This window comes from Rhodococcus erythropolis NBRC 15567 (assembly GCF_001552595.1).
Taxonomy (GTDB): Bacteria; Actinomycetota; Actinomycetes; order Mycobacteriales; family Mycobacteriaceae; genus Rhodococcus_F; species Rhodococcus_F erythropolis.
This window is the reverse complement of sequence record NZ_BCRM01000005.1, coordinates 41,776-64,862: the sequence shown is the minus strand read 5'-3', so window position 1 is coordinate 64,862 and position 23,087 is coordinate 41,776. Positions and strand designations below refer to the sequence as shown.

The 23,087-nt window shown below is 63.3% G+C and carries 20 protein-coding genes; 11 read left to right on the top strand and 9 right to left on the bottom strand.

The window, feature by feature from the left end:
- Positions 1–59 precede the first annotated feature (59 nt).
- Positions 60–1,280 carry a thiolase family protein gene (locus RE4_RS09765; RefSeq protein WP_003942598.1) on the top strand — a complete coding sequence of 407 codons (1,221 nt, stop codon included), beginning with the start codon at positions 60–62 and terminating at the stop codon, positions 1,278–1,280.
- Positions 1,281–3,386 (top strand): 3-hydroxyacyl-CoA dehydrogenase NAD-binding domain-containing protein, encoded by a 2,106-nt coding sequence (locus tag RE4_RS09760; RefSeq protein WP_060938500.1) that lies wholly within the window; start codon positions 1,281–1,283, stop codon positions 3,384–3,386.
- A 66-nt stretch (positions 3,387–3,452) separates the two neighbouring features.
- On the opposite strand, the gene RE4_RS09755 is transcribed toward RE4_RS09760, so the two are convergent.
- Both RE4_RS09755 and RE4_RS09750 read right to left on the bottom strand, forming a co-directional pair.
- Positions 3,453–5,024, bottom strand: coding sequence for a GMC oxidoreductase (locus RE4_RS09755; RefSeq protein ID WP_081098337.1), 1,572 nt, complete (start codon positions 5,022–5,024; stop codon positions 3,453–3,455).
- Between the two features lie 102 nt (positions 5,025–5,126).
- A complete protein-coding gene (locus RE4_RS09750; protein WP_029255269.1) occupies positions 5,127–5,678 on the bottom strand; it encodes a TetR/AcrR family transcriptional regulator in 552 nt (183 codons plus the stop codon).
- 124 nt (positions 5,679–5,802) lie between these two features.
- Between RE4_RS09750 and RE4_RS09745 the strand changes: the two genes are divergently transcribed.
- The 3 genes from RE4_RS09745 (at position 5,803) to RE4_RS09735 (ending at position 8,727) form a co-directional block, all read left to right on the top strand.
- Positions 5,803–6,819 carry an iron-siderophore ABC transporter substrate-binding protein gene (locus RE4_RS09745; RefSeq protein ID WP_060938499.1) on the top strand — a complete coding sequence of 339 codons (1,017 nt, stop codon included), beginning with the start codon at positions 5,803–5,805 and terminating at the stop codon, positions 6,817–6,819.
- A 42-nt stretch (positions 6,820–6,861) separates the two neighbouring features.
- Positions 6,862–7,071 carry a hypothetical protein gene (locus tag RE4_RS09740; protein ID WP_174531764.1) on the top strand — a complete coding sequence of 70 codons (210 nt, stop codon included), beginning with the start codon at positions 6,862–6,864 and terminating at the stop codon, positions 7,069–7,071.
- Positions 7,072–7,284: 213 nt separating this feature from the next.
- On the top strand, positions 7,285–8,727 hold the full coding sequence (locus RE4_RS09735; protein ID WP_020907569.1) for a sugar porter family MFS transporter: 1,443 nt from the start codon (positions 7,285–7,287) through the stop codon (positions 8,725–8,727).
- An 88-nt stretch (positions 8,728–8,815) separates the two neighbouring features.
- Here RE4_RS09735 and dxs read toward each other — a convergent pair whose 3' ends face one another.
- Entirely contained in the window at positions 8,816–10,762 is a 1,947-nt protein-coding gene (gene dxs / locus RE4_RS09730; protein ID WP_060938498.1) for a 1-deoxy-D-xylulose-5-phosphate synthase, read from the bottom strand.
- Between the two features lie 252 nt (positions 10,763–11,014).
- Here dxs and glsA point away from each other — a divergent pair, with 252 nt between their 5' ends.
- Together glsA and RE4_RS09720 are read left to right on the top strand one after the other, a co-directional pair.
- Positions 11,015–12,841, top strand: coding sequence for a glutaminase A (gene glsA, locus RE4_RS09725; RefSeq protein WP_019748258.1), 1,827 nt, complete (start codon positions 11,015–11,017; stop codon positions 12,839–12,841).
- A 9-nt stretch (positions 12,842–12,850) separates the two neighbouring features.
- Positions 12,851–13,516, top strand: coding sequence for an SIMPL domain-containing protein (locus RE4_RS09720; RefSeq protein ID WP_019748257.1), 666 nt, complete (start codon positions 12,851–12,853; stop codon positions 13,514–13,516).
- 50 nt (positions 13,517–13,566) lie between these two features.
- Here RE4_RS09720 and RE4_RS09715 read toward each other — a convergent pair whose 3' ends face one another.
- From RE4_RS09715 to RE4_RS09700, 4 genes are all read right to left on the bottom strand, one after another.
- Complete coding sequence (locus tag RE4_RS09715; protein ID WP_019748256.1) at positions 13,567–15,213, bottom strand: MDR family MFS transporter; 1,647 nt, start codon at positions 15,211–15,213, stop codon at positions 13,567–13,569.
- A gap of 5 nt (positions 15,214–15,218) precedes the next feature.
- Positions 15,219–15,707: a MarR family winged helix-turn-helix transcriptional regulator gene (locus tag RE4_RS09710; RefSeq protein ID WP_003942624.1), complete on the bottom strand. Its 489-nt coding sequence runs from the start codon at positions 15,705–15,707 to the stop codon at positions 15,219–15,221.
- A gap of 154 nt (positions 15,708–15,861) precedes the next feature.
- The gene (locus RE4_RS09705; RefSeq protein ID WP_060938497.1) at positions 15,862–17,130 is read right to left on the bottom strand and encodes a class I SAM-dependent RNA methyltransferase; all 1,269 of its coding nucleotides are present in this window, start codon (positions 17,128–17,130) and stop codon (positions 15,862–15,864) included.
- Between the two features lie 48 nt (positions 17,131–17,178).
- Positions 17,179–19,173, bottom strand: a complete 1,995-nt coding sequence (locus RE4_RS09700; RefSeq protein WP_007732857.1) for an APC family permease — start codon at positions 19,171–19,173, stop codon at positions 17,179–17,181.
- Positions 19,174–19,344: 171 nt separating this feature from the next.
- Here RE4_RS09700 and RE4_RS09695 point away from each other — a divergent pair, with 171 nt between their 5' ends.
- From RE4_RS09695 to RE4_RS09685, 3 genes are all read left to right on the top strand, one after another.
- Positions 19,345–20,010, top strand: a complete 666-nt coding sequence (locus RE4_RS09695; protein ID WP_019748254.1) for a potassium channel family protein — start codon at positions 19,345–19,347, stop codon at positions 20,008–20,010.
- An 86-nt stretch (positions 20,011–20,096) separates the two neighbouring features.
- A complete protein-coding gene (locus RE4_RS09690) occupies positions 20,097–20,759 on the top strand; it encodes a potassium channel family protein (protein WP_003942632.1) in 663 nt (220 codons plus the stop codon).
- Between the two features lie 33 nt (positions 20,760–20,792).
- Positions 20,793–21,086, top strand: coding sequence for a GNAT family N-acetyltransferase (locus RE4_RS09685; RefSeq protein WP_019748253.1), 294 nt, complete (start codon positions 20,793–20,795; stop codon positions 21,084–21,086).
- Here RE4_RS09685 and RE4_RS09680 read toward each other — a convergent pair.
- Together RE4_RS09680 and RE4_RS09675 are read right to left on the bottom strand one after the other, a co-directional pair.
- Positions 21,079–21,792, bottom strand: coding sequence for a DUF3159 domain-containing protein (locus tag RE4_RS09680; protein ID WP_019748252.1), 714 nt, complete (start codon positions 21,790–21,792; stop codon positions 21,079–21,081). The two genes, RE4_RS09685 and RE4_RS09680, sit on opposite strands and share 8 nt — an antisense overlap.
- A gap of 52 nt (positions 21,793–21,844) precedes the next feature.
- Positions 21,845–22,219 (bottom strand): OB-fold nucleic acid binding domain-containing protein, encoded by a 375-nt coding sequence (locus tag RE4_RS09675; RefSeq protein WP_003942613.1) that lies wholly within the window; start codon positions 22,217–22,219, stop codon positions 21,845–21,847.
- Between the two features lie 138 nt (positions 22,220–22,357).
- On the opposite strand from RE4_RS09675, the gene RE4_RS09670 reads away from it, so the two are divergent.
- Positions 22,358–23,083: an alpha/beta fold hydrolase gene (locus RE4_RS09670; RefSeq protein ID WP_060938496.1), complete on the top strand. Its 726-nt coding sequence runs from the start codon at positions 22,358–22,360 to the stop codon at positions 23,081–23,083.
- The last annotated feature ends 4 nt before the right edge of the window (positions 23,084–23,087 follow it).

Genomic DNA, 23,087 nt, shown 5'->3' with positions numbered 1-23,087 from the left:
CCGAACCAACGTCTCACCGCACTTCGGAGTGGTGGGCAGCTCCATCAGGAGGAATTCGCGTGGCTCCATCCACAAACAACCAACGCAACGTCGTCTTCGTCGACGGCATTCGCACCCCGTTCGGCAAGGCCGGCCCGAAAGGCATGTACGCCGACACGCGCGCAGACGATCTCGTCGTCAAGGCGATTCGTGAGCTGCTTCGCCGTAACCCGCAACTCGATCCCGCACGGATCGACGAAGTGGCTGTCGCAGCCACCACGCAGACCGGTGACCAGGGCCTGACCATCGGCCGCACCGCTGCGATCCTCGCCGGTCTCCCCGAAACCGTTCCCGGATTCGCCATCGACCGCATGTGCGCCGGCGCGATGACCGCCGTCACCACCACCGCGTCGGGCATCGGCTTCGGCCAGTACGACGTCGTGATCGCCGGTGGCGTCGAGCACATGGGCCACCACCCGATGGGTGAGGGCGCAGACCCCAACCCGCGCTTCCTCGCCGACCGCCTGGTCGACCCGAGCGCCCTCGTGATGGGTAACACCGCCGAGAACCTGCACGACCGGTTCCCGACCATCACCAAGGACCGCACGGACGCCTACGCCGTCAACAGCCAGAACAAGTACGACGCTGCCAAGAAGGCCGGCTTCATCGCCGACACCCTGGTCCCCGTCGCCACCCGCAGTTCCGCGGGCTGGGGTCTGGCCACCGAAGACGAGCCGCCGCGCCCCGGAACCACCGTCGAAGATCTCGCGAAGCTCAAGACGCCGTTCCGCCCGGCCGGACGAATCACCGCCGGTAACGCCGCCGGACTCAACGACGGCGCCACCGCAGCACTGCTCGCCGGTGAGGACACCGCAGCCGAGCTCGGCCTGCCGGTCGGCATGCGCATGGTGGGCTTCGCCTACCAGGGCGTCGACCCCGCCGTCATGGGCATCGGCCCGGTTCCCGCCACCGAGAAGCTCCTGGCACGCACCGGCCTGAAGATCGAGGACATCGGACTCTTCGAGATCAACGAGGCGTTCGCCGTTCAGGTCCTCGCGTTCCTCGAGCACTACGGAATCGCCGACGACGACCCGCGCGTCAACCAGTGGGGCGGCGCCATCGCGTGTGGCCACCCCCTCGCTTCCTCGGGCGTTCGCCTGATGACGCAGCTCTCCCGCCAGTTCGCGACGCGTCCCGACGTGCGCTACGGCTTGACCACCATGTGCATCGGACTCGGCATGGGCGGCACCGTCATCTGGGAGAACCCGAACCACGCTGACTACCAGGCAGGGGTTAACTAAATGTCTGATATTGCAACAGCATTCGCCGACGAGGTCGTGACGAACGCCTACACGAAGATCATCTCGGTCCCCGGCATCGAGGGCCCGTTTGCACTGATCACCCTCGACAACGGCTTCGACCACACCAAGCCGTCGTCATTCGGTCCCGGCGGACTCGCAGCATTCGACGCCGCCCTCGACGAAGCCTTCGCAGCCAACCCGGTTGCCATCGCCGTCACCGGCAAGCCGTTCATCTTCGCCGCCGGCGCGGACCTCAAGGGTGTTCCCGCGATCACCTCTCGCGAGCAGGGACTCGAGCTGGGCCGCTTGGGTCACAAGGTGTTCCGACGCCTGCGTGAGTCGTCCGTTCCCACGTTCGCCTTCATCAACGGTGTCGCTCTGGGCGGCGGCCTCGAGGTCGGCCTGCACAGCCACTACCGCACGGTTGCCGCCAATGCGGGCGCACTGGGTCTTCCGGAAGCATTCCTCGGCCTGGTCCCCGGTTGGGGCGGAACGCAGTTGCTCCCCAACCTCGTCGGCCCGTCGAACGCCGTCACCGTGGTGATCGAGAACTCGCTGAACCAGAACAAGGTGCTCTCCCCCAAGAAGGCACTCGAACTCGGCGTCGTCGACGTCGTTCTCGATTCCGCCGACTTCATCGAGCAGTCCCTCGCCTGGGCGTCGCAGGTCCTCGCCGGCACAGTGACCCCCGCTCGCCCCGAGATCGACCGTGGCCAGGGCTGGGACGACGCGATCGCTCGTGCGAAGGCGATCGTCGACGGCAAGACCAAGGGCAACGCTCCCGGCGCCGTCAAGGCCGTCGAGCTGCTCGAACTGGCTCGCAGTACCGACATCACCGATGCCGCTTCGCTCGACAAGGGCTTCGCGGCCGAGGACGAGGCTCTTGCCGACCTCCTCCTGACCGACGAACTCCGTGCAGGTCTGTACGCCTTCGATCTGGTGAACAAGCGCGCCAAGCGCCCCGCCGGAGCACCCGACCGCTCGCTCGCCCGCAAGGTCAGCGGCGTCGGCATCGTCGGTGCCGGTCTCATGGCCAGCCAGCTCGCGCTGCTCTTCGTCCGCCAGCTCAAGGTGCCGGTCATCCTGACCGACATCGACCAGGAGCGCATCGACAAGGGTGTCGGCTACGTCCACACCGAAATCGACAAGCTCCTCGGCAAGGGGCGCCTGTCCCCCGACGCTGCGAACCGTCTCAAGGCGCTCGTCTCCGGTTCCCTCGACAAGGCCGCGTTCGCCAAGACCGACTTCGTCATCGAAGCCGTCTTCGAGAACATGGACGTCAAGAAGAAGGTCTTCGCGGAACTCGAGCAGTTCATCGCTCCCGAAACCATCCTCGCCACCAACACCTCCTCGCTCTCCATCACGGAGATGGCGTCCGGCCTCGAGCATCCCGAGCGTGTGGTCGGCTTCCACTTCTTCAACCCGGTTGCCGTTCTTCCTCTCCTCGAGATCATCAAGGGCAGCAAGACCGACGATGCCACTCTCGCAACGGCTTTCGCCACCGCGAAGTCGCTGAAGAAGTCCGCCGTCCTCTGCGGCGACAAGGCAGGCTTCGTCTTCAACCGCCTCGTCACCCGCACCTTGGGTGAGGTCATGTCCGCCGTCGACGAAGGCACCCCCTTCGACGTCGCGGACAACGCCATCGCCGAACTCGGCATGCCCATGTCGCCGTTCACCTTGCTGGCCCTCGTCGGACCCGCAGTGGCTCTGCACACCGGTGAGACCCTGCAGGAGTCCTACCCGGACCGGTTCAAGAGCTCACCTGGACTCGAAGCACTCGTCGAGGCTCGCAAGCCCGGCGTGTGGACCTGGGGCGAGAACGGTCAGGCCGTCGATCCCGAGGTCGCCGCACTGTGGCCGCAGGGTGACAAGGTGTCCACTTCGGAAGAGGTCCTCGAGCGCACACGTCGTGCGTTTGCCGAGGAAATTCAGATCATGCTCGACGAGGGCGTCGTAGCGGCAGCCGAGGACATCGACCTCTGCCTGCTGCTCGGCGGCGGGTTCGGATTCTGGAACGGCGGCATCACGCCGTACCTGGACCGGACCGGTACCTCCGAGGCTGTCAACGGCAAGCGCTTCCTCGCGCCTGGTGTTGCCAGCGTCTGAGTCAGTCGATCGACCCGTCACGGACGGCGTGCCTTCGGGTACGCCGTCCGTGGCGTTTGCGCAGGTTCAGAATAGTTTTCCCACATCGTCTTTCACGATATTCTCGAGCGCACGCTCCGCGACGGCGGCGATAGTCATCGACGGATTGCACGCAGCGGAGTTGCCCGGCAGCAGAGCGCCGTCGAGCACGTACAACCCCCGCTGGCCCAGAACCCGACCATCAAGATCGCACACCGAGTTCATGCAGGCACCGCCGAGGGGATGCCAGGTGGACGGCAGTAACGCGTTGGTGTCGGTGAGCAGTCCTCCTGCCGCGATCTGCTGGGCCGCAGGTCCGATGTGGCCTTGCTGGATCGCAGAGTCGCCATCCCTCGGCCAACGGAGCACCGCCTCGCCTCGCGCTGAGTCGTACACGAACCGACCTCGGTCGCTGCTGACCCCGAATCCGACCATCACCGTGCTGTGAGCGTCGAACGCCACCGGCGGGAACGACGCCTGAATGACGGTGAACGCGTTATGCGGGTCGTCCCAGTTCCGGCTGCCGTAGACGACCGGACCGCCCTGCGTCGCACCGAAATTCTCCGCGAGATCCGACCAGATGTAGATCCGGTCGGCATTGGTCCCCCACCCCGCGCCGAGTTCGTCGGGCAGATCCGTGATCCGCCCCGTTGCCGCGGCGCGGACCAGGAGTTTGGTGGTGTTCATGCTGCCGGCAGCCATCACGAGCGCATCCGTCGTCAAAATCTTGTTCTCGAGAATCTTGCCGGAAATGTCGGTCCGGTCCACGTACACACGCCACCGTCCGTCGGCCGCCCGCTCGACATCGGTGACCTGGTGCAGAGTCTCCACATTCACCAATCCGGTCGCTTCCGCTGCCGCAATGTAGGTGACATCCACCGAATGCTTGCCCCCGTTGTTGACACCGAGCGCGCCGTCACCGTTGGTGTACGACGGCTTCATCTCACCCCTCAGTTCGGCCAACGCGTAGTTCCAGTCGATCGGCATCGGAATCTTCGACACGGGTAGACCGGAACGCGTTGCGTTACGCGCGAATACACGTGCCGCCTCGTAGTTCGGGCTGGAAATCAGTTCGTCGGGTGCAGTTTCCACTTGCAACATCCGCGCCACCCGCGGGTAATGGACGCGGTCCATTCGTGCGTAATCGAGCTCCTCCGGAAAGTGCGTGTTGAAGACCGCTTCTTCCGGTTGCAGCGTCATCCCTTGGTACACAAGCGATCCGCCGCCCACCCCGGCTGCGCAGATCGCGGTCATGTTCTCACCGGTCACCGTCTCCAACAAACCCGCGTATGGCTCGAAGATCGCCGGCCTGCCGAACAGAGTCGGGTTGGACTGATGCCAGAGGATACGCTTGTCCGGACTGGCGGGATGCGGAAAAGTTTCGGCATTCGGCCCGGTCTGCCACCGAATCCCTCTCTCCAGCAGGGTGACCGGAACCCCGGCCTCGGCCAAGCGAAGTGCCGTCACCCCTCCGCCGAACCCCGAACCGATAACCACGACACGGTGCACTTCACGTGTCAGCGGAATCCCTGTTGCAGCCTTGGCAGTGCGTGGCGCCATCATCGCGACTCCCACGGCGGCCGTACCGGCCAAGAACGATCTACGTTTCACTCCGGACATGACTGGTGCTCCCTCGAAGAATGTCGCCAGAGAATTCCGGGCACGCCAAAACTAGACACTCTGACGCTCGAGTGTCAAGGTTTTGGCGGAGCAGGCGAGGAACTACGAGGTCGACCGGATTGCGGGCCCGAGCCACCTCGAGAGAAAGGCCCGCAAGGAGTCATCGGAATGGACGAGGTCACTGTCGAATGCAACAACCGAAAGCCCCAGTCGCACGGCAATTTCCACTATCTCATCCAACTCCGCCTCCGTGGCGAGGCCACGTTCGACCATAGGGGCGAGCATCTGACCAGCGAAAGGTATTGCTCGACTCATCATTTCGAGATCGAAGACAGGGTTTCCCCGCTCGGCGAGGAGCAGAGTCGCGAGCACCGGGTGAGCACGCACGGCAGTTCGCGCGGCAACGATGAATTCGACGACGTAGTCGCACGCCGTGTCAACCGACTCCACCTGTGCCGTGATCTCCCCGAGAACCTCGACAGCGAGACCGCCCATCGCCTGGGAGACGACCTCTTCACGTGTACCGAAAATCGAGTACACCGTCTGGCGCGAGACACCGGCCGCGGTGGCAACTGCGGCAATGTTCACAGCCTCGAATCCGCCACCTTCGATCAGTCCGAGGGCGGCGCCGAGAATCTTCTGCTGTGATCGCACGAGGAAAGTATCGCCCACCGAAACGGCGCCCTGAGAAACGCGGTCCAGATCCGACTCCCACCTGCATAAACGGCACAATCGGTTTCGTTTGGCTGCCGAAATTCAGTAGGTTAGGCTGCCCTTCATGAAAACTTCTGTTCGGGGCTTCACTGCCCTCGGTGCGGCTGCAATCGCGGTCACCGCACTTGTCTCGTGCTCCTCGGATTCAGGCACATCCACGGCATCCCAAGGTACGGACGGATTCCCCGTCAGCATCGAGAACACCTTCGGCACCACGACCATCGACTCGAAGCCCGAGCGCCTCGTCACCCTCGGATGGAACGCGCAGGACATCCTGTACGCACTCGATCTGACTCCGGTCGGACAGCCCAAGTACACCTACGGTGCGGACGACAACGGCGTCATGCCCTGGGCCCAGGACTACTTCAACGCGGACAAGACAACGCTCTTCGACATGCCGGCCAGCGGAGAACCGCCGATCGAGTCCATCGCGTCGTTGACCCCCGACGTCATCCTGGCGCCGTACGAGGGCTTCGAGGAATCCGTCTACAACCAACTGAGCAAGATCGCACCGACGGCCGCTTATCCCGGCGCAGCGTGGCAGACGTCCTGGCAGGACCAGACCCGCATCGTCGGCAAGGCAGTCGGCAAGAGCGAAGAGGCCGAGAAGCTCGTCGACGGCCTCGACGCGACTCTCGCCGATACCGCCGCAGCCCACCCGGAGTTCGCCGGAAAGACATTGGCAGTGGTCAACTTCGACACCGATTCGAGCAACATCAACGTCTATCTGCCCACCGACCCGCGGGTCCAGGTGCTGACGGAACTCGGATTCGTCAACGCGCCGGGCGTCGAGAAGCTCGCCGCGGACAATGCAGGTGGATCGTTCTTCAAGACGATCTCCTACGAGAACATCGCCGACATCGACGCCGACGTGATCGTCGGCTTCACCGACGGCTCCGGTGATCCGTCCGGCATACCCGCAGTCGGTGGACTCGACGCGGTCAAACGCGGATCCACCGCATTCCTCAGCGACACCCGCGTCATCGGCGGACTGAGCAACGTCAACGTCCTGAGCACGCCTTGGGTCCTCGGCCAGATCACACCGACGTTGAGTGAAGCCGCAAAGCGCGCGACCGCCTAGAAACGGGATTTTCACGACACCCTCAAAGCCAACTCCCACGGCATGAACTACACGAGTGGGTTCACTCTGAAGCCTGACGCCACAGGCATGATCCTCGAGATGTACTTCTCCGGGGAATCCGAATCCACTTCACGTATCTCGAAGATCTTCACAGCGGTATTCGGTCGATTGGGCGCGCGGGTGACCCGGAAATTCATGGCAAAGGATTTCGAGGACATCGCAGCCAAAGCCGAGAGTCTCGCGGGTAAGTAAACCACCCTCACCTGCACCGACATTATTGTGTGCATAATGACTGCAATCAATACCTTGTCTCTGCGTCCGGTTGTTTCGAGCTGGGAATGGACTCAGCTGGATAACGGCGCGTGAGTCCCCGCCAAATCTCGTCCGGTGGGCGTAGCGTGCAGAGTGCTCGCGGATGGATCGACGCATCGGGGTGTCGACCGTAGGGCCTTTGAGGGGGCAGGAATGGCATTCAGCGGAACCGCCTCCGGCGGTGGATCCGGCGCTACTCGCGCCGACGTCGGACATGCAGTGCTCTTCGCCGGCGCCGCCGCGCTCGGCGGTTTTCTGTTCGGATACGACACCGCCGTCATCAACGGGGCAGTCGGTGCGATCCGAGACAAGTACGACATCGGCGCCTCGGGCACCGGGCTCACGGTCTCACTGACTCTGCTCGGCGCAGCACTCGGCGCCTGGATCGCAGGCACACTCGCAGATCGCCTCGGCCGCATCCGCGTCATGCAAATAGCCGCGGTGTTGTTCATAATCGGCGCCGTCGGTTCGGCAGTTCCGTTCAGCGTCTACGACCTCACGTTCTGGCGCGTGGTCGGCGGCCTGGCCGTCGGTTTCGCATCGGTCATCGCTCCGGCGTACATCGCGGAGATCTCTCCCGCTGCGATTCGCGGCCGTCTCGGTTCGATGTACCAATTGGCGATCGTTCTCGGAATCGCCGTGTCGCAGTTGGTCAACTACGCACTCCAGGCCGCGGCCGGTGGCGATCGCAATCAGATCGCGGGCCTCGAGGCCTGGCAGTGGATGTTGATGCTCGAAGCCGTTCCCGCAGTTCTGTATCTGATCATGACGACCACGATTCCCGAGTCGCCGCGATTCCTCGTAGCGCAGGGCAAGGACGATCGCGCTCGCAAGATCATCTCCGACCTGGAAGGCGGCGATCACGACGCCGTCACCGAGCGGATGAACGAGATCCGCGACTCGCTCAGCGAGAAGCAGGCCAAAACCACGGTCCGCCAACTCTTCTCGAAGCGGCTCGGCGTCTCCCACCTCGTGTGGGTCGGTATCGCGTTGGCCGCACTGCAGCAGCTGGTCGGTATCAATGTGATCTTCTACTACTCCAGCACCCTGTGGCAGGCAGTGGGATTCGGCGCCGACCGCTCCCTTCTGATCAGCGTCGTGAGCGCCTTGGTCAACATCGTCGGTACGTTTGTCGCCATCGCCGTCATCGACCGGGTCGGTCGAAAACCGCTGTTGTTGGTCGGTTCCGCCGGTATGGCCATCTCACTGGGCACCGCGGCATTCTGTTTCCATTCGGCAACAGTGACCAAGAACGAGATCGGCGAATCTGTGGCCACGCTGACCGGAGCCAACGCGACTATCGCACTTATCGGTGCGAACGCATTCGTGTTCTTCTTCGCTCTGTCCTGGGGCCCGGTGGTCTGGGTGTTGATCTCCGAAATGTTCCCCAATCGCGTGCGTGCTGCAGCAGTAGGAATTGCGACCGCCACCAACTGGGTCGCGAACTTCCTGGTCTCCTGGACGTTCCCGGCACTTGCCGATTGGAATCTGTCGTACACCTACGCCGGCTACGCCGTCATGGCAGCGTTGTCACTGTTCGTCGTCCTGCGATTCGTGAAGGAAACGCGAGGCAGCACACTCGAATCCGTCCAGTAGCGAGATCTCACGGTTTCACACCGAAAAGCGGTGACCCTCGGATTGATCCGAGGGCCACCGCTTTTCGAGATTATCGTGAGACGAGTCGTCAGCCTTGCGCGACTTCGCCCTGAGCCGAAGCCGAGGACGCGTCTTCCTGGACGTGGACGCCGACGCTGCCCATCCCCGCCACCCAGCCGGTGATCTTGCGGGAGAGGTCCTGAGCCGTGAGTCCGAGTTCCTTGTGAATGGCTTCGCGGCTGGCGTGATCGAGGAACTGCTGGGGAACGCCCATGTCGCGGCACGACGTGTGCACTCCGGCGGCACGCATCGCGGCCGAGACCGTCGAACCGATGCCGCCGTGCAGACCGCCGTCTTCGATGGTGACCACGAGGGCGTACTTGTCCGCCATCTTCACCAGCGAATCCGCGACCGGCAGAACCCATCGCGGATCAACGACGGCAACCGAGATGCCCTGCTTGTCGAGCCGCTCGGCAATCTCGAGCGCCAAGGATGCAAACGGGCCCACCGCGACGAGGAGCACGTCGCCGCGCTCACCCTCGCTGGCCTTGAGAACGTCGACCATTCCGTCGAGTCGCTTCACTGCCGGAATCGCTTCGGGTACAGCACCCTTCGGGAACCGTACGACCGTTGGGCCGTCGTCGACGAGAAGCGCCTCGTCCAGTTCTTCCCGCAGTGTGTCTGCATCACGCGGTGCCGCGACGCGAATCCCCGGGATGATTCCGAGCAGCGAAAGATCCCAGACGCCGTTGTGGCTGGCGCCGTCGACTCCGGTGACCCCGGCGCGGTCGAGCACGACTGTCACCGGTTGTTTGAGCAGTGCGACGTCCATCAACAACTGGTCGAAAGCCCGATTGAGGAAGGTCGAGTAGATAGCAACGACGGGGTGAAGGCCGCCAAGTGCAAGACCGGCGGCCGAGGTCATCGCATGCTGCTCGGCGATACCGACGTCGAAAATCCGATCGGGGAACTTCTCACCGAAGGCCGCGAGGCCGGTGGGCCCGGCCATCGCCGCGGTGATGGCGACGATGTCCTCACGACGCGAAGCCTGCTCGATCAATGCGGCCGAGAAGACCGACGTCCAGTCCGGCGCGGACGACTTGGTGCCGCGACCGGTGACGGGATCGATGACGCCGGTGGCATGCATCTGGTCGGCCACGTCGTTCTCGGCGTGTGCGTAACCGTTGCCCTTACGAGTGACGGCATGCACGATGACCGGTCCGCCGTAGGCCTTCGCCCGGCGCAACGCCGATTCCATGGCGGCTTCGTCGTGTCCGTCGACCGGTCCGAGGTACTTGATACCCAGATCGGTGAACATGACCTGAGGGCTGACCGCGTCCTTGAGACCCGCCTTCATTCCGTGCAGGACGGAGTACGCGGTGCGCCCCACCCAGGGCAGTCTCTTGACCAAGCGTCGGCCACTGTCGAGGGCGCGCTCGTAACTCGGCGCGGTGCGCAGTGCCGAAAGATGGTCGGCGAGGCCGCCGATGGTCGGCGCGTACGAGCGGCCGTTGTCGTTGACGACGATCACCACCGAACGGTCTTTTCCGGCTGCGATGTTGTTGAGGGCTTCCCAACACATTCCGCCGGTCAGGGCGCCGTCACCGACGACGGCGACAACGTGGCGATTCTGGCCCGTGAGCGCGAAGGCCTTCGCGAGGCCGTCGGCATAGGACAACGCGGCGGAAGCGTGAGAAGACTCGACCCAGTCGTGTTCGCTCTCGACGCGGCACGGATACCCGGACAGTCCGCCCTGCTTACGCAGAGTGTCGAACTGATCCTGACGACCGGTGAGGATCTTGTGCACATAGGCCTGATGGCCCGTGTCGAAGATGATCGCGTCCTGCGGCGAGTCGAAAATTCGGTGCAGTGCGAGGGTCAACTCCACGACGCCCAAGTTGGGCCCGAGGTGACCACCGGTCGCAGCGACCTTCAGCACGAGGAACTCACGAATCTCGTCGGCCAACTCCGTCATCTCGGCGTGGCTCAACTGACGTAGATCGTCAGGACCCTGAATGCGGGCAAGAACACCCAACGAGATCGCTCCCTCCGTGCTTCACAGCTGCACCGGTGCGCGCCGCGGCTGTCTTCGCGACAGTGCTGCCAGTCTACGGAGCGTTCCGGCGAACCGACACGCGGACTCGGCCCGAATCCGGTGTGACTTCGCGTAACAGCGAAATCCCACGGATCGCTCGTGATCGCAATCACAGACAAATGGGATCCGTCGCAATCGACTCGACAACTCTTGTTCCACAAAACGACCGCCATGTCGGCTTAAGGTCGACATATGGGAACTGTGGTCGAAGACCTGATAACGCGAGTGTTCGACGAAGTCCGATCACTCGACGAGGGCGAGTTGGCCGACTACATCCCCGAACTCGCGGCGGTCGCCCCCGATTCGTTCGGAATCTGCATCGCCACCGTCGACGGTTACGTCTACGAGATCGGCGACTCGCGAATCCCGTTCACCATTCAGTCGATCTCGAAACCCTTCACCTACGCCTTGGCTCTCGCCGATCGGGGAAGCGAGGCGGTTGCCGCGAAAATCGACGTCGAACCATCCGGCGAGCCGTTCAACGAAATCAGCCTCGACCCGCTCACCGAACGGCCACGAAACCCCATGATCAATGCCGGGGCGATCACCGCTGCATCACTGGTCGCCGGCCCGAATCCCGAGGCCCGCTTCGAGCGCATCCGCTCGGCGTACTCGAGGTACGCGGGCCGCGAACTGGCATTCAACGAGTCGGTCTACACCTCCGAGGCGCGCACCGGTCACCGCAACCGCGCGATCGGACACATGCTGCGATCCTTCGACGTCATCACCGGCAATCCCGACGAGGCCGTCGACCTGTATTTCCGTCAATGCTCGATCGACGTGACCTGCCGCGACCTGAGTCTGATGGCTGCGACGATGGCGAACAACGGTGTCAATCCGCTCACCCACGAGCGCGCGCTGGCCCCCGCGGGCGTCGAACAGGTCCTCAGCGTCATGGCGACGTGCGGCATGTACGACGGCGCCGGAAAGTGGCTGGTGGAGGTCGGATTGCCGGCCAAGAGCGGCGTCGGCGGCGGAGTCCTGGCGGTTCTGCCCGGCCAGATCGGCATCGCGGTGTACTCCCCCAGGCTCGACGTTCACGGAAACAGCGTTCGCGGAGTTGCGTCTGCCCGGGCACTGTCGAAGGAACTCGAACTGCACTTCCTCCACGTGACGCGGGCGTCACGCTCGTCGATCCGGGCCAGATACAGCGTCATCGAAGCACCGTCGCGAGTACGACGCACCCCGACCGAACAGGCTGTGCTCGACGACGTCGGCAAGCGCAGCCGGGTCTACGAACTGCACGGCGATCTCCTCTTCACCGGTGCCGAATCGGCGGTCCGCGAAATCGGCTCGGTGGACGAGGGCCTCGAAGTTGTCGTCATCGACGTCCGCCGTGTCGACGACGCCAGCGACGTCGCAGTACGCATGATCACTGCGCTGCAGGTTCAACTGGCCGAGCAGGCTTGTGCGGTGGCCGTCGTCGATCCGCAAGGACTGCTGGGACAACGAAGTTCGAGCATCGACCCCGCCAGAAGAAGTGGTCGGGTTTTTGCGGATCTCGATTCCGCCATGCAGTGGTGCGAAGACACGTTGCTTGCGGTGCATTGTGAGGCCGAACGGCAGGCGTCGACGATCTCGATCGAGGACCACCCAGTTCTCGATGCTCTGTCCGCGGCACAGATCGAGGGATTCTCGGCAGAGTTGGAGACTCGTACCTATGCCCGCGGCGAGAAGATCGCCCGCCGAGGTGAATCGGCGTCTGGCTTCTACCTGATTCTCAGTGGCCAGGTCAGCACCATGTTCACCGACGCGCACGGGGTCGAGCACCGCATCACGACGCTCTCCGCCGGAATGACGTTCGGCGAGATGACGATGTTCCTCGACACTCCGTTCCTCAACGACATCCGCGCCGATTCCACGGTCACCGTGGCCGTGCTGACTCCGGAGCGATATGCAGAACTGACCGCACAGGCACCCGAGTTGAAACTTGCGCTTCTCGAACGACTGGCTGCGGGCGCCTACGAGCAATTGGACCTGATGTTGCGGAGTGTCATATCCGCCGGACGAATCGGATAGGAAGTACACATGCCGACCACCGCCCTCACCTCGGAACCGTCCACTGTCACGGTGACCGGAACTGCCACTGCAACAGCTGTTCCCGACATCGTGCGGCTGACGATCGGAGTATCGGTGACACAGACGGCCGTTTCCGACGCATTCGACGCCGTCGCGCGTCTGTCCACTGCTCTGACCGAGACCCTGCACGCGCGCGGTGTGCGCGGAGCGGACCTCACCACCGCCGGGCTGAGCGTCCATCCGCAGACTCACTGGAGTGACGGAGGCCGCCAGGAGACAACAGGATTCACCGCATCGACAACTTTCCGAGTCGTACTGCGAGAGCTGGAGCCGGAAGCGGCGAACTCCCCCGCCGCCGTCATCGCGGCGTGTGTATCGGTGGGCGGCGACGCGATTCGGCTCGACGGGCTCGAGTTCGACCTCGACGACCGCAGCGATCTGGCGACAAAAGCACGCGAATTGGCATGGACGGCAGCCGAATCGAAAGCCAGACAGTTCGCGGACCTGGCAGACAAAGATCTGGTCGAAGTTCTCGAGGTGCTCGAGGACTTCGACCAGATCGTGCCGATGCGCGGACGTGTCGCGGCGATGAAAGCGGATTCGGCCCCGATAGCCGTCGAACGCGGAGAGATCGAAGAATCGATCTCTGTCCGCGTTCGATGGGCTATGGCGTGACAGAACTGTTCAGAAGACGCGGCCGGCGGTAGACCAGCCGGGCATGCGGATCAGCGAGTGAGGTTCTTCTCTTCGTTCTTCTCTTCGCGCTCTTCTTCGTACTTCTGCTCGGCGTCGGGAGTCGCGATGTCGATCGTGGTGCGCAGCGGACGGTTCGGGATGAAGATGACCGACACGAGCGTGACCACAGCGACGACGGCTGCGACCAGGAAGATCCGTCCTGTCGCGTCGCCGTAGGCGAACCGAACGATCTGCGAGACGAAGTCAGGCATATTGCTCAGGTCGAGGCCGTCCTGGAGGCTCTTTCCAGCTACTGCCTGCTGCTCGGGTGGCAAGGTGGAGACCGAATCGACTGTCAGTGTCTTGACGCGAGTCGCAAGAATCGAACCGAGCACCGACACGCCGATCGCGCCGCCGAACGTGCGGAAGAACGCCACGATACTGCTGGCCGCACCGATGTTCTCGACGCTGACCGTGTTCTGCACCGCGAGCACGATGTTCTGCATCAACATGCCGGTACCCAGACCGACGATGGCGATGAAGATTCCGATGGTCCAGAGGCTGGTGGCGTGGTCGATCGTCGACAGCAGCCCGAAACCGACCAGCAGCAGTACCGCGCCGGCGACGATGAAGGGCTTCCACTGACCGAACTTGGTGATCAGCTGTCCCGAGCCGACGGAGGCGACGAGCATGCCTGCGACCATCGGAATGGTGAGCAATCCGGCTTCGGTGGGATCGAATCCGCGTGCGGTCTGGAAGTACTGCGTCAGGAAGGTCGTCGCGCCGAAGAGGCCGACACCGACTGCGATCGAGGCGATGATCGCGAGAGCAGTTGTGCGCTCGGTGATGATCTTGATCGGCAGGATCGGATCCTTGACCTTGGATTCGACGAACATCGTCAGGCCGAGCAGGGCCAGACCACCGATGACGAAGAAAGCCGACTCCTTCGAGAACCAGGCGTAGTAGTCGTCCTGACCGGCAAACGAAACCCAGATCAGCAGGACGCTGACACCGGCGGTGAGCAAGGTGGCGCCCATCCAGTCGATGGAGACGTTGTCCTTCTTCACGGTCTCGACGTGCAGTGTGCGCTGAAGCAGGAACAGTGCGATGACTGCCAACGGAACACACACGTAGAAGCACCAGCGCCAGCCGGCAGTGTCCACGAGGACGCCGCCGAGGATCGGTCCACCGGACATCGAGACGGCCATTGCCGCACCCATGTATCCGGAGTAGCGACCGCGATCTCGCGGCGGGATGATCGTGCCGATGATGGCTACGACGAGAGCAGTCAGGCCGCCCATGCCGATGCCCTGGATGACACGTGCACCGAGCAGCAACGGAACATTGTGCGCCGCGCCGGCGATAACCGAGCCGATCACGAAGATGACGATCGCGGTTTGGACCAGGACCTTCTTGTTGTAAAGGTCGGCCAGTTTGCCCCAGATCGGCGTCGATGCCGCAGTGGCGAGCAGTGCCGTGGTGATGATCCAGGCGTACTGCGTCTGAGTTCCGTGCAGTTCACCGATGATCGTGGGAAGCGCTGTCGAAACGATGGTGCTGCTGAGCAGCGCGGTGAACAGCGCTGCGATCAGTCCGGTGAGTGCTTCGAGAATTTCGCGGTGAGTCATCGCGCCCGCTTCGCGAGCCGATCCGTCACCTCCGGTACTTGCCCGGGTTTCTCCTACTGTTGCTGCCATGTGCCTTATCTCCCAATACTTTCTACGCCCGTGTGCGGAACTGCCGGTGAGGCCTGCCGATTCGATGCGCCGAACGTCTCGTTGAGACGTTGCAGCGATGTCACTGCGGCCATGGCCTCTTCCTGGCTCCAGTCTTCGAGCATGTTGCGCAAACGCGCCGCACGCCGCTGCGTGGTTCTCCGTAAAACGTCGTGTCCCTCTTCCGATACTCGGATGCGGAACGCCCGCTTGTCAGCCGGATCGGGATTTCTCTCGACATACCCCGCGTCGACCAGATCCGACATTTGCCGGCTGAGCGACGACTGACTGACACACAGATCGACGGCCAATTCGTTCTGTCGGCACTCCCCACGCGCTGCCAGCATGAACAACACACTGACCAGCGCAGGCGGCAGCAGGCTGTCTGCACCGGTGGTGACCGCGGCTCGCAGCGATCTGCCGAACATGAAGATCGTGTCGACGAGCGCTTGGGCCGTCTCCGGCTGTACCGACATTGCCTACCCCTGAATTCGAGTGGCTCGAACGAGCCGTGACTTGAAAACGGAAAACTACTTGCAGAACGAAACTATACGATTAGTTGCGTAATGCAAGCAACTGTTCTGAACGCGAGAAGCGTCACACCGTTTCAGGGAAAGATTTCGGGACGCGTCAGCGTTCTAGGAGCGCGATGCACTCCATGTGGTGTGTCTGAGGGAAGGCGTCGAACGCCCGGAGGCCGCCGATTCTGAAGCCCTGCTCCAGGTAGAGACCGATATCGCGGCCGAACGACGCCGGGTCGCACCCGATGTGCACGATCCGTTCAGCGCCCGTTGCGGCGAGAGCTTCCACGACCGGACGGCCGGCTCCCGCACGTGGCGGGTCTAGCACGACGACGGCAGGCGAACGCTCCAGCTCCGCGATGACGTTCTCGACGCGGGCGCTGTGGAAGCGCACGTGACCGAGATCGGACAGAGCTGCCCGCCCGTCCGCGACTGCGCGCGCCGAAGATTCGACTGACTCCACCACGCCGGACGGCCCGACAAGGTCGGCGAGCACGGATGCGAAAACCCCGACTCCGCCGTAGAGATCCCACGCCGTGTCCGCGGTAGCGGCGCCGGCCCACTCCCCGACCACCTGTGAGTACGCGTTCGCAGCGCCGCGATGGGCCTGCCAGAAACCGGTCGCGGCCAGCTCCCATTCTCGATTGCCGACGCGCTCGATCACTGTGTCCGATCCGATGGCCACTCGGGTCTTTCGCGGGCCGCCGCTCGCCGCTCGGCGTGCCATCGCGCCGCGACGCCCCGGCGTCCGCCGTCCCGTCTTGGACACCGCGGGTGCGGCAATTTCCACGACGTGCCGCTGACCGGCAGCGTCGAGAACGACCTGCAGCTCGCTCCCTGGCGCCCATTGCGCACCGCCGAGACCGTCGTACGCGCTCTGATCGATCTGGGTGCAGCGCAGGTCCGTGACGATCCGGTTGCTCCGGTACGCGTGGTATCCCGCGACCCCGTGCCCGTCCACCGCCAACCGGACTCGCGTGCGCCAACCCGTTCCGTCTCCGGTTCCAGGTAGTTCCTCTACCGCGACGTCCGATTCGACACGAGCGAGTCGCAGAAGCTGCTCACGCACGACCGAGGTCTTCATCTCACGTTGGACACTCAGATCCGCATGCGAGTAGTCGCAGCAGCCCGCCCCGCCCGGGCCGGAGATCGGGCATGTCGGATCGATGCGATGCGGAGATGCGTCGAGAACTGTGATCGCGTCGGCGCGGCAGAACGATCCGCCCTTGTCCTCCGTCACCCGGACCAGCGCCCGCTCCCCCGGCAAACCGTGACGGACGAACACGACCCGTCCCTCGTGCCGGGCGACGACGAACCCGCCGTGACCGGGGTTGCCCAGATCGACCTCGAAGGTCTGCCCGGTCCAATTCTCACTCAACGAACTACGCCTGCCATTTCGATGTTGCCGATCATTTTTCGCCGGTGATCATTTCTCGCCGGTGTCGTAACCGCGACGCGTGGCGCCTGCGGTCTTCTCGATGTCCAGCGGCTTTGCCTTTGCCGACGAACTCAGCTGCCACGGAACGCTGGTCACCATCACGCCGGGCTGGAAGAGCAGACGACTCTTCAGACGAAGCGCGCTCTGATTGTGCAGGATCTGCTCCCACCAGTGTCCGACGACGTACTCGGGAATGAAGACGGTGACGACATCACGCGGAGCATCGCGTCGTACACGCTTGACGTAATCGAGAACCGGCTTGGTGATTTCGCGGTACGGCGACTCGATCACCTTGAGCGGAACCGTCACGTCGCTCTTCTCCCACTCACGCACGAGTGCACGGGTGTCGGGCTCGTCGACGTTGACCGTGATGGCTTCGAGAGTGTCAGGTCGCGTGGCTCGCGCGTAGGCGAGAGCTCGCATCGTCGGCATGTGCAACTTCGAGACGAGCACGATCGAGTGCGTGCGGCTGGGCAGTACGCCGTCCCACTCCTGCTCCTCGAGTTCGGCTGCGACGCTGTCATAGTGCTTGCGGATCATCTTCATCACGATGAAGATCGCGACCATCGCGACGATGGCGATCCAGGCGCCGGCAGCGAACTTGGTGATCAGAACGATGATCAGGACGGTGGCGGTCATTGCGAGACCGATCGAATTGATCACTCGCGAGCGCTGCATCCGGGCCCGCTGTGCCTTGTCGGTCTCGGACTTCAGATGCCGAGTCCAGTGCTTGATCATGCCCGTCTGGCTGAGCACGAACGAGACGAAGACGCCGACGATGTACAGCTGGATGAGCTTGGTGACCTCGGCGCCGAACACCACGACGAATGCGATCGCAGCACCGGAGAGGAAGAGGATTCCGTTGCTGAATGCCAGTCGGTCGCCGCGCGTGTGCAGCTGACGCGGTAGGTACCGATCCTGCGCCAGGATCGATCCGAGTACCGGGAATCCGTTGAACGCGGTGTTCGCGGCCAGAACCAAGATCAGTGCCGTGACGATCGCCATGAAGAAGAATCCGATCGGGAAACCACTGAAGACGGCTTCGGCGATCTGCGCGATCAAGGTCTTCTGGTGGTAACCCTCCGGCGCACCGACCAGCTGTTCCTGCGGATTGTGTGCGTAGACGATGCCGATCTTCTGAGCCAGGATGATGATGCCCATCAACAGGACGATGGCGATCGACCCGAGCAGCAGCAAGGTCGTGGCCGCGTTGCGCGATTTCGGCTTCTGGAACGCCGGTACGCCGTTACTGATGGCCTCGACGCCGGTCAATGCAGCACAGCCCGAGGAGAAGGCACGCGCGATCAGGAACGCGAAGGCAATTCCGTACAGATGCGAATCCTCGGCGTTGAGTGTGAACGACGACGATTCCGCGTGCACGTCTTCACCAAGAACGTAGATCCGGAAGAATCCCCACCCGAGCATCAGGAACATGCCGACGATGAATGCGTAGGTCGGAATTGCGAACGCGGTACCGGATTCACGGATACCGCGAAGGTTGACCGCGGTCAGCAACACGATCGCCGCAACCGCGAACAACACCTTGTGCTGCGCGACGAACGGCAGAGCCGAGCCGATGTTCGACGCCGCCGACGAGATCGACACGGCGACCGTCAGCACGTAGTCGACCATCAGCGCACTACCGACGGTCAGACCGGCGGTCGGGCCGAGGTTGACCGTCGCGACCTCGTAGTCGCCGCCACCGGACGGGTATGCATGGACGTTCTGGCGGTAGCTCGCCACCACCACAGCCATGACGATGGCGACGGACAATCCGATCCAGGGTGTGTACGCGTACGCGGAAATACCCGCGACGGAGAGAACCAGGAAGATTTCTTCGGGGGCATACGCGACGGACGACATCGCGTCGGACGCGAAGACCGGTAGTGCAATTCGCTTGGGTAGCAGCGTGTGCCCGAGTTTGTCGCTTCGGAACGGCCGACCGAGCAGGAGCCGCTTGGTAGCGGTCGAGAGCTTAGACACGTGCAAAGCGTAAGCCGTCTCGCCCGATTCGGAGTCATCAGAGCCCCAACTTCACCTTTTGTCGTGACAACCGGCACGCGAGCGACCGTTGTACTTGCTCTTCCCGTGAGGGGCTGTACCGTTCGATTCGGCGTGCAATCGCGCCATGAGGGTCCATGAACGGAGTAGGGCGTGTATGTCGTCATCATGGGGTGCGGTCGAGTGGGTTCTTCCCTCGCCGCGTCTCTGACCAGGATCGGACATGAGGTCGCCGTCATCGACCGCGATCAGAGTGCGTTTCTGCGTCTCGATCTCGACTTCCCGGGAACCAAGGTTCTGGGAATGGGGTTCGACCGTGACGTGCTGGTCCGGGCGGGCATCGAGCGGGCCGACGCCTTCGCTGCGGTGTCCTCGGGAGACAACTCCAACATCATCGCAGCGCGAGTCGCACGCGAGACTTTCGGCGTCGAACGCGTCGTCGCGCGTATTTACGACGCCAAGCGTGCCGCTGTTTACGAGCGCCTCGGCATCCCCACCGTCGCGACCGTGCCGTGGTCGACGGATCGCTTCCTTCACACGCTGACCAAGGAAAGTCAGACCGCGAAGTGGCGCGATCCTTCGGGCACTGTTGCGATTACCGAACTTGCCCTGCACGAGGATTGGGCCGGCAAGCCGATCGCACTACTCGAGAGCGCGACCAGTTCGAGAGTCGCCTTCATCATCCGATTCGGAACCGGCGTGCTCCCCGATCGCAAGACCGTCATCCAGGCCGACGACCAGGTCTACATCGCCGCGGTATCGGGAACTGTCGCCGAAGCGATCGCACTGGCCGGCAACCCGCCGCCGAGTGACGACTGACGGAGGCCGCAGATGACTGATCCGAACGCCGCCCCTCACAACAAGCCTGCGACTGTGTTGCACTACAACGTGATTGGAAGTTCTCGATGAAGGTCGCCATCGCCGGAGCCGGCGCCGTAGGCCGCTCCATTGCGCGAGAGCTGATTCGAAGCTCGCACGACGTCATGCTGATCGAGCGCAAACTCGATCACATCGAACCGGAGTCGGTGCCCGAGGCGAAGTGGGTACACGCGGACGCGTGCGAACTCAGCCGCCTCGAGGACGCGTCGATGGAGTCCTACGAGGTCGTGATCGCCGCAACCGGAGACGACAAGGCCAACCTGGTCCTCAGTCTGCTCGCGAAAACCGAGTTCGGCGTTCGCCGAGTTGTCGCCCGCGTCAATGATCCCCGCAACGAATGGCTCTTCGACGAGTCGTGGGGCGTCGACGTCGCCGTCTCGACACCGCGGATGCTCGCTTCGCTCGTCGAAGAAGCCGTCTCCGTCGGTGACCTGGTCAAACTGATGACACTGCGGCAGGGGCAGGCCAATCTCGTCGAGATCACGTTGCCCGACAACACACCTCTTGCCGGAAAAGCCGTCAAGAAGCTCGAACTTCCGCGGGACTGCGCACTGGTCACCATTCTGCGGGGTGGGCGTGTGATCGTCCCGCAGATGGACGATCCCATCGAAGGTGGAGACGAACTCCTGTTCGTCGCGGCCGTCGACGCCGAGGATCAGTTGCGCGTTGCACTCCGCCTGGAGAATTGACCGACGAACACACTGACGACGAAAGGGAATCACATGGCACAAGCACCCGAAAACACCGTAGTCACCGACAATCCAGCCCAGAGCCGGTACGAGATCCATGCAGACGGCGACCTCGCCGGCATCGAGGACTACACCACGTCCGGTGACGTCGTCTCGTTCAACCACACCGAGATCTACCCGGCCTTCGAAGGTTTCGGGCTGGCCGCGATTCTGGTCCGCCAGGCTCTGGACGACCTACGCGCCCGTGGCCTCAAGGTTCACCCGGTCTGCCCGTACGTCGTGAAGTTTCTCGACAAGCACCCCGAGTACCAGGACCTGATCAGCTGAGATCGCGGTCTTCGCGCGGCTTCGTCAAATTCACCGAGCCCACCTCTTCGGACCCTGCGTCCGTTGCGGTGGGCTCGCTGCTTTCGGGCTCCACAACCGGTTCCGGCTCGACGATGCGATCGGCCTTCCGCACAGCCCAGACCGTCACGAGCAGCACCAAACCGGTCAATGGCCAACCCATGCCGATACGCGCGACTGCGAGCCATCCGGTGTGGTCGGTGTCGTAGAGCTGTGACTGAACGAGATACCGTGCACCGAAGACCAGCGCCCACGCCGCCGTCGCGATGTCGTAGAGCCGGACGGCGGAGCTGTGCTTGCGCCACAGATTGCCGTGCCCGTTGAGATAACCCCAGATGATTCCGACGAGGGGCCAGCGCACGAGGATGGAAATCAGGAAGACCGCACCGTAGGCGAGGCTCGTGTAGATACCGAAGAGGAAATATCCTTTGGCATCGCCGGTGCGATAGGCGATGAACGCGGAAACTCCGACTCCGAGAAACCCGGAAATTGCGGGTTGGAGGGAATCCTTGCGGAAAAGGCGCCAGGCCGCGATAGCGACAGCGACGCCCAATGCGGCCCAGATTGCCGCGGTGAGGTTCCAGATGCTGTTGACCGGGACAAAAATCAGAATCGGCAAAGACGAATAGATCAGACCACTCAGCCCGCCGAGTTGGTCGATTACCGATCGCTGTTGTGTTTCAGTCACCTGTCGAGGGTGCCACAGTCACCGAGTTGCACGGTAAATGCGGGAAACGCGCCTATTCGCCGCGCAGTTCGTAGTAAGGGTTGAAGATCGCCTTGCGACCGTCACGCTCGCCCACACGACCGCGGATCAGCAGGGTCTTACCGGTCTCGATTCCCGGGATCCGGCGACGCCCGATCCAGACGAGATTGATCACCTCGGTGCCGTCGAAGAACTCGGCCTCGATGCTGGCATTTCCCGACTTGGGACACGCGTCGACGCTGCGGAGTCGGCCCACCATCGTGACTTCTTCACCGCGACGACAATCGCAGGCCTTCTGACCTCCGGAAGCCTTGTTGGACTCGGCCATCTCCTGGGCGTCCAACTGGTCGACGTCCTCGGTCAGACGCTGGGTCAGTCGACGAAAATATCCTGCGGCGGCGGGTGCCATTGCGCGCTCCTGCGAACATGTGTGACGCAAGGGTTTCGCGTCACGTGAAGGGCTGTGTGATCGCCACTGTAGACCCATTACGAGCGTGTAACCACACCGGTCAGTCCGCGTCTCGGGGGCACCGGGCAAGATCAAAAGATGCAGAACTCAGAATCGGCGACCGTTGCCGTCGTTCTCCCAGGTACAGGCTCTGACGCCCACTTCGCAGATCGCGCATTCCGGGCGCCGCTAGCGGCTCTGGGTGTGCGCATCGTCGCAATTGAACCGGACCCTCGGCGTGTCGTGGACGGCTATCTGGACGCGATGGACCGAGCCGCGGACACACACGGCCGAATCATCGTCGGAGGCGTCTCGATCGGGGCCGCCGTGGCGCTCCAGTGGGCCGCCGAGAACCCCGATAGAACCGTGAGTGTGTTGGCAGCGCTTCCGGCCTGGATCGGGTCGGCGGACGACGCACCCGCCGCAGCGAGCGCGAGGTTCACCGCAGCACAACTGCGCTCCGAAGGATTGGAGGCGGTGATCGCAGCGATGCTCGCGTCGAGTCCGGCGTGGCTCGGAGCCGAACTCGAACGCTCCTGGCGCTCTCAATGGCCCGATCTCCCGGCCGCGCTCGACGAGGCGGCGTCGTACCACTCGCTCAGCGAGAGCGCGTTACAGGCGGTAGGTGTTCCGGTCGGCATCGCTTCGGCGGTGGACGATCCGGTTCATCCCGCGGCAGTGGCGCAGGCCTGGGCGGCGGCACTCCCCCGCGGCGCAGTCGCCACGACGACGCTCGACATGATCGGGCGCGACCCCGCGGTTCTCGGGGCCACCTGCATCAAAGCGCTCGCGGCGATCGAATCCGATACCACCGCGAGCGCCTGAAAGA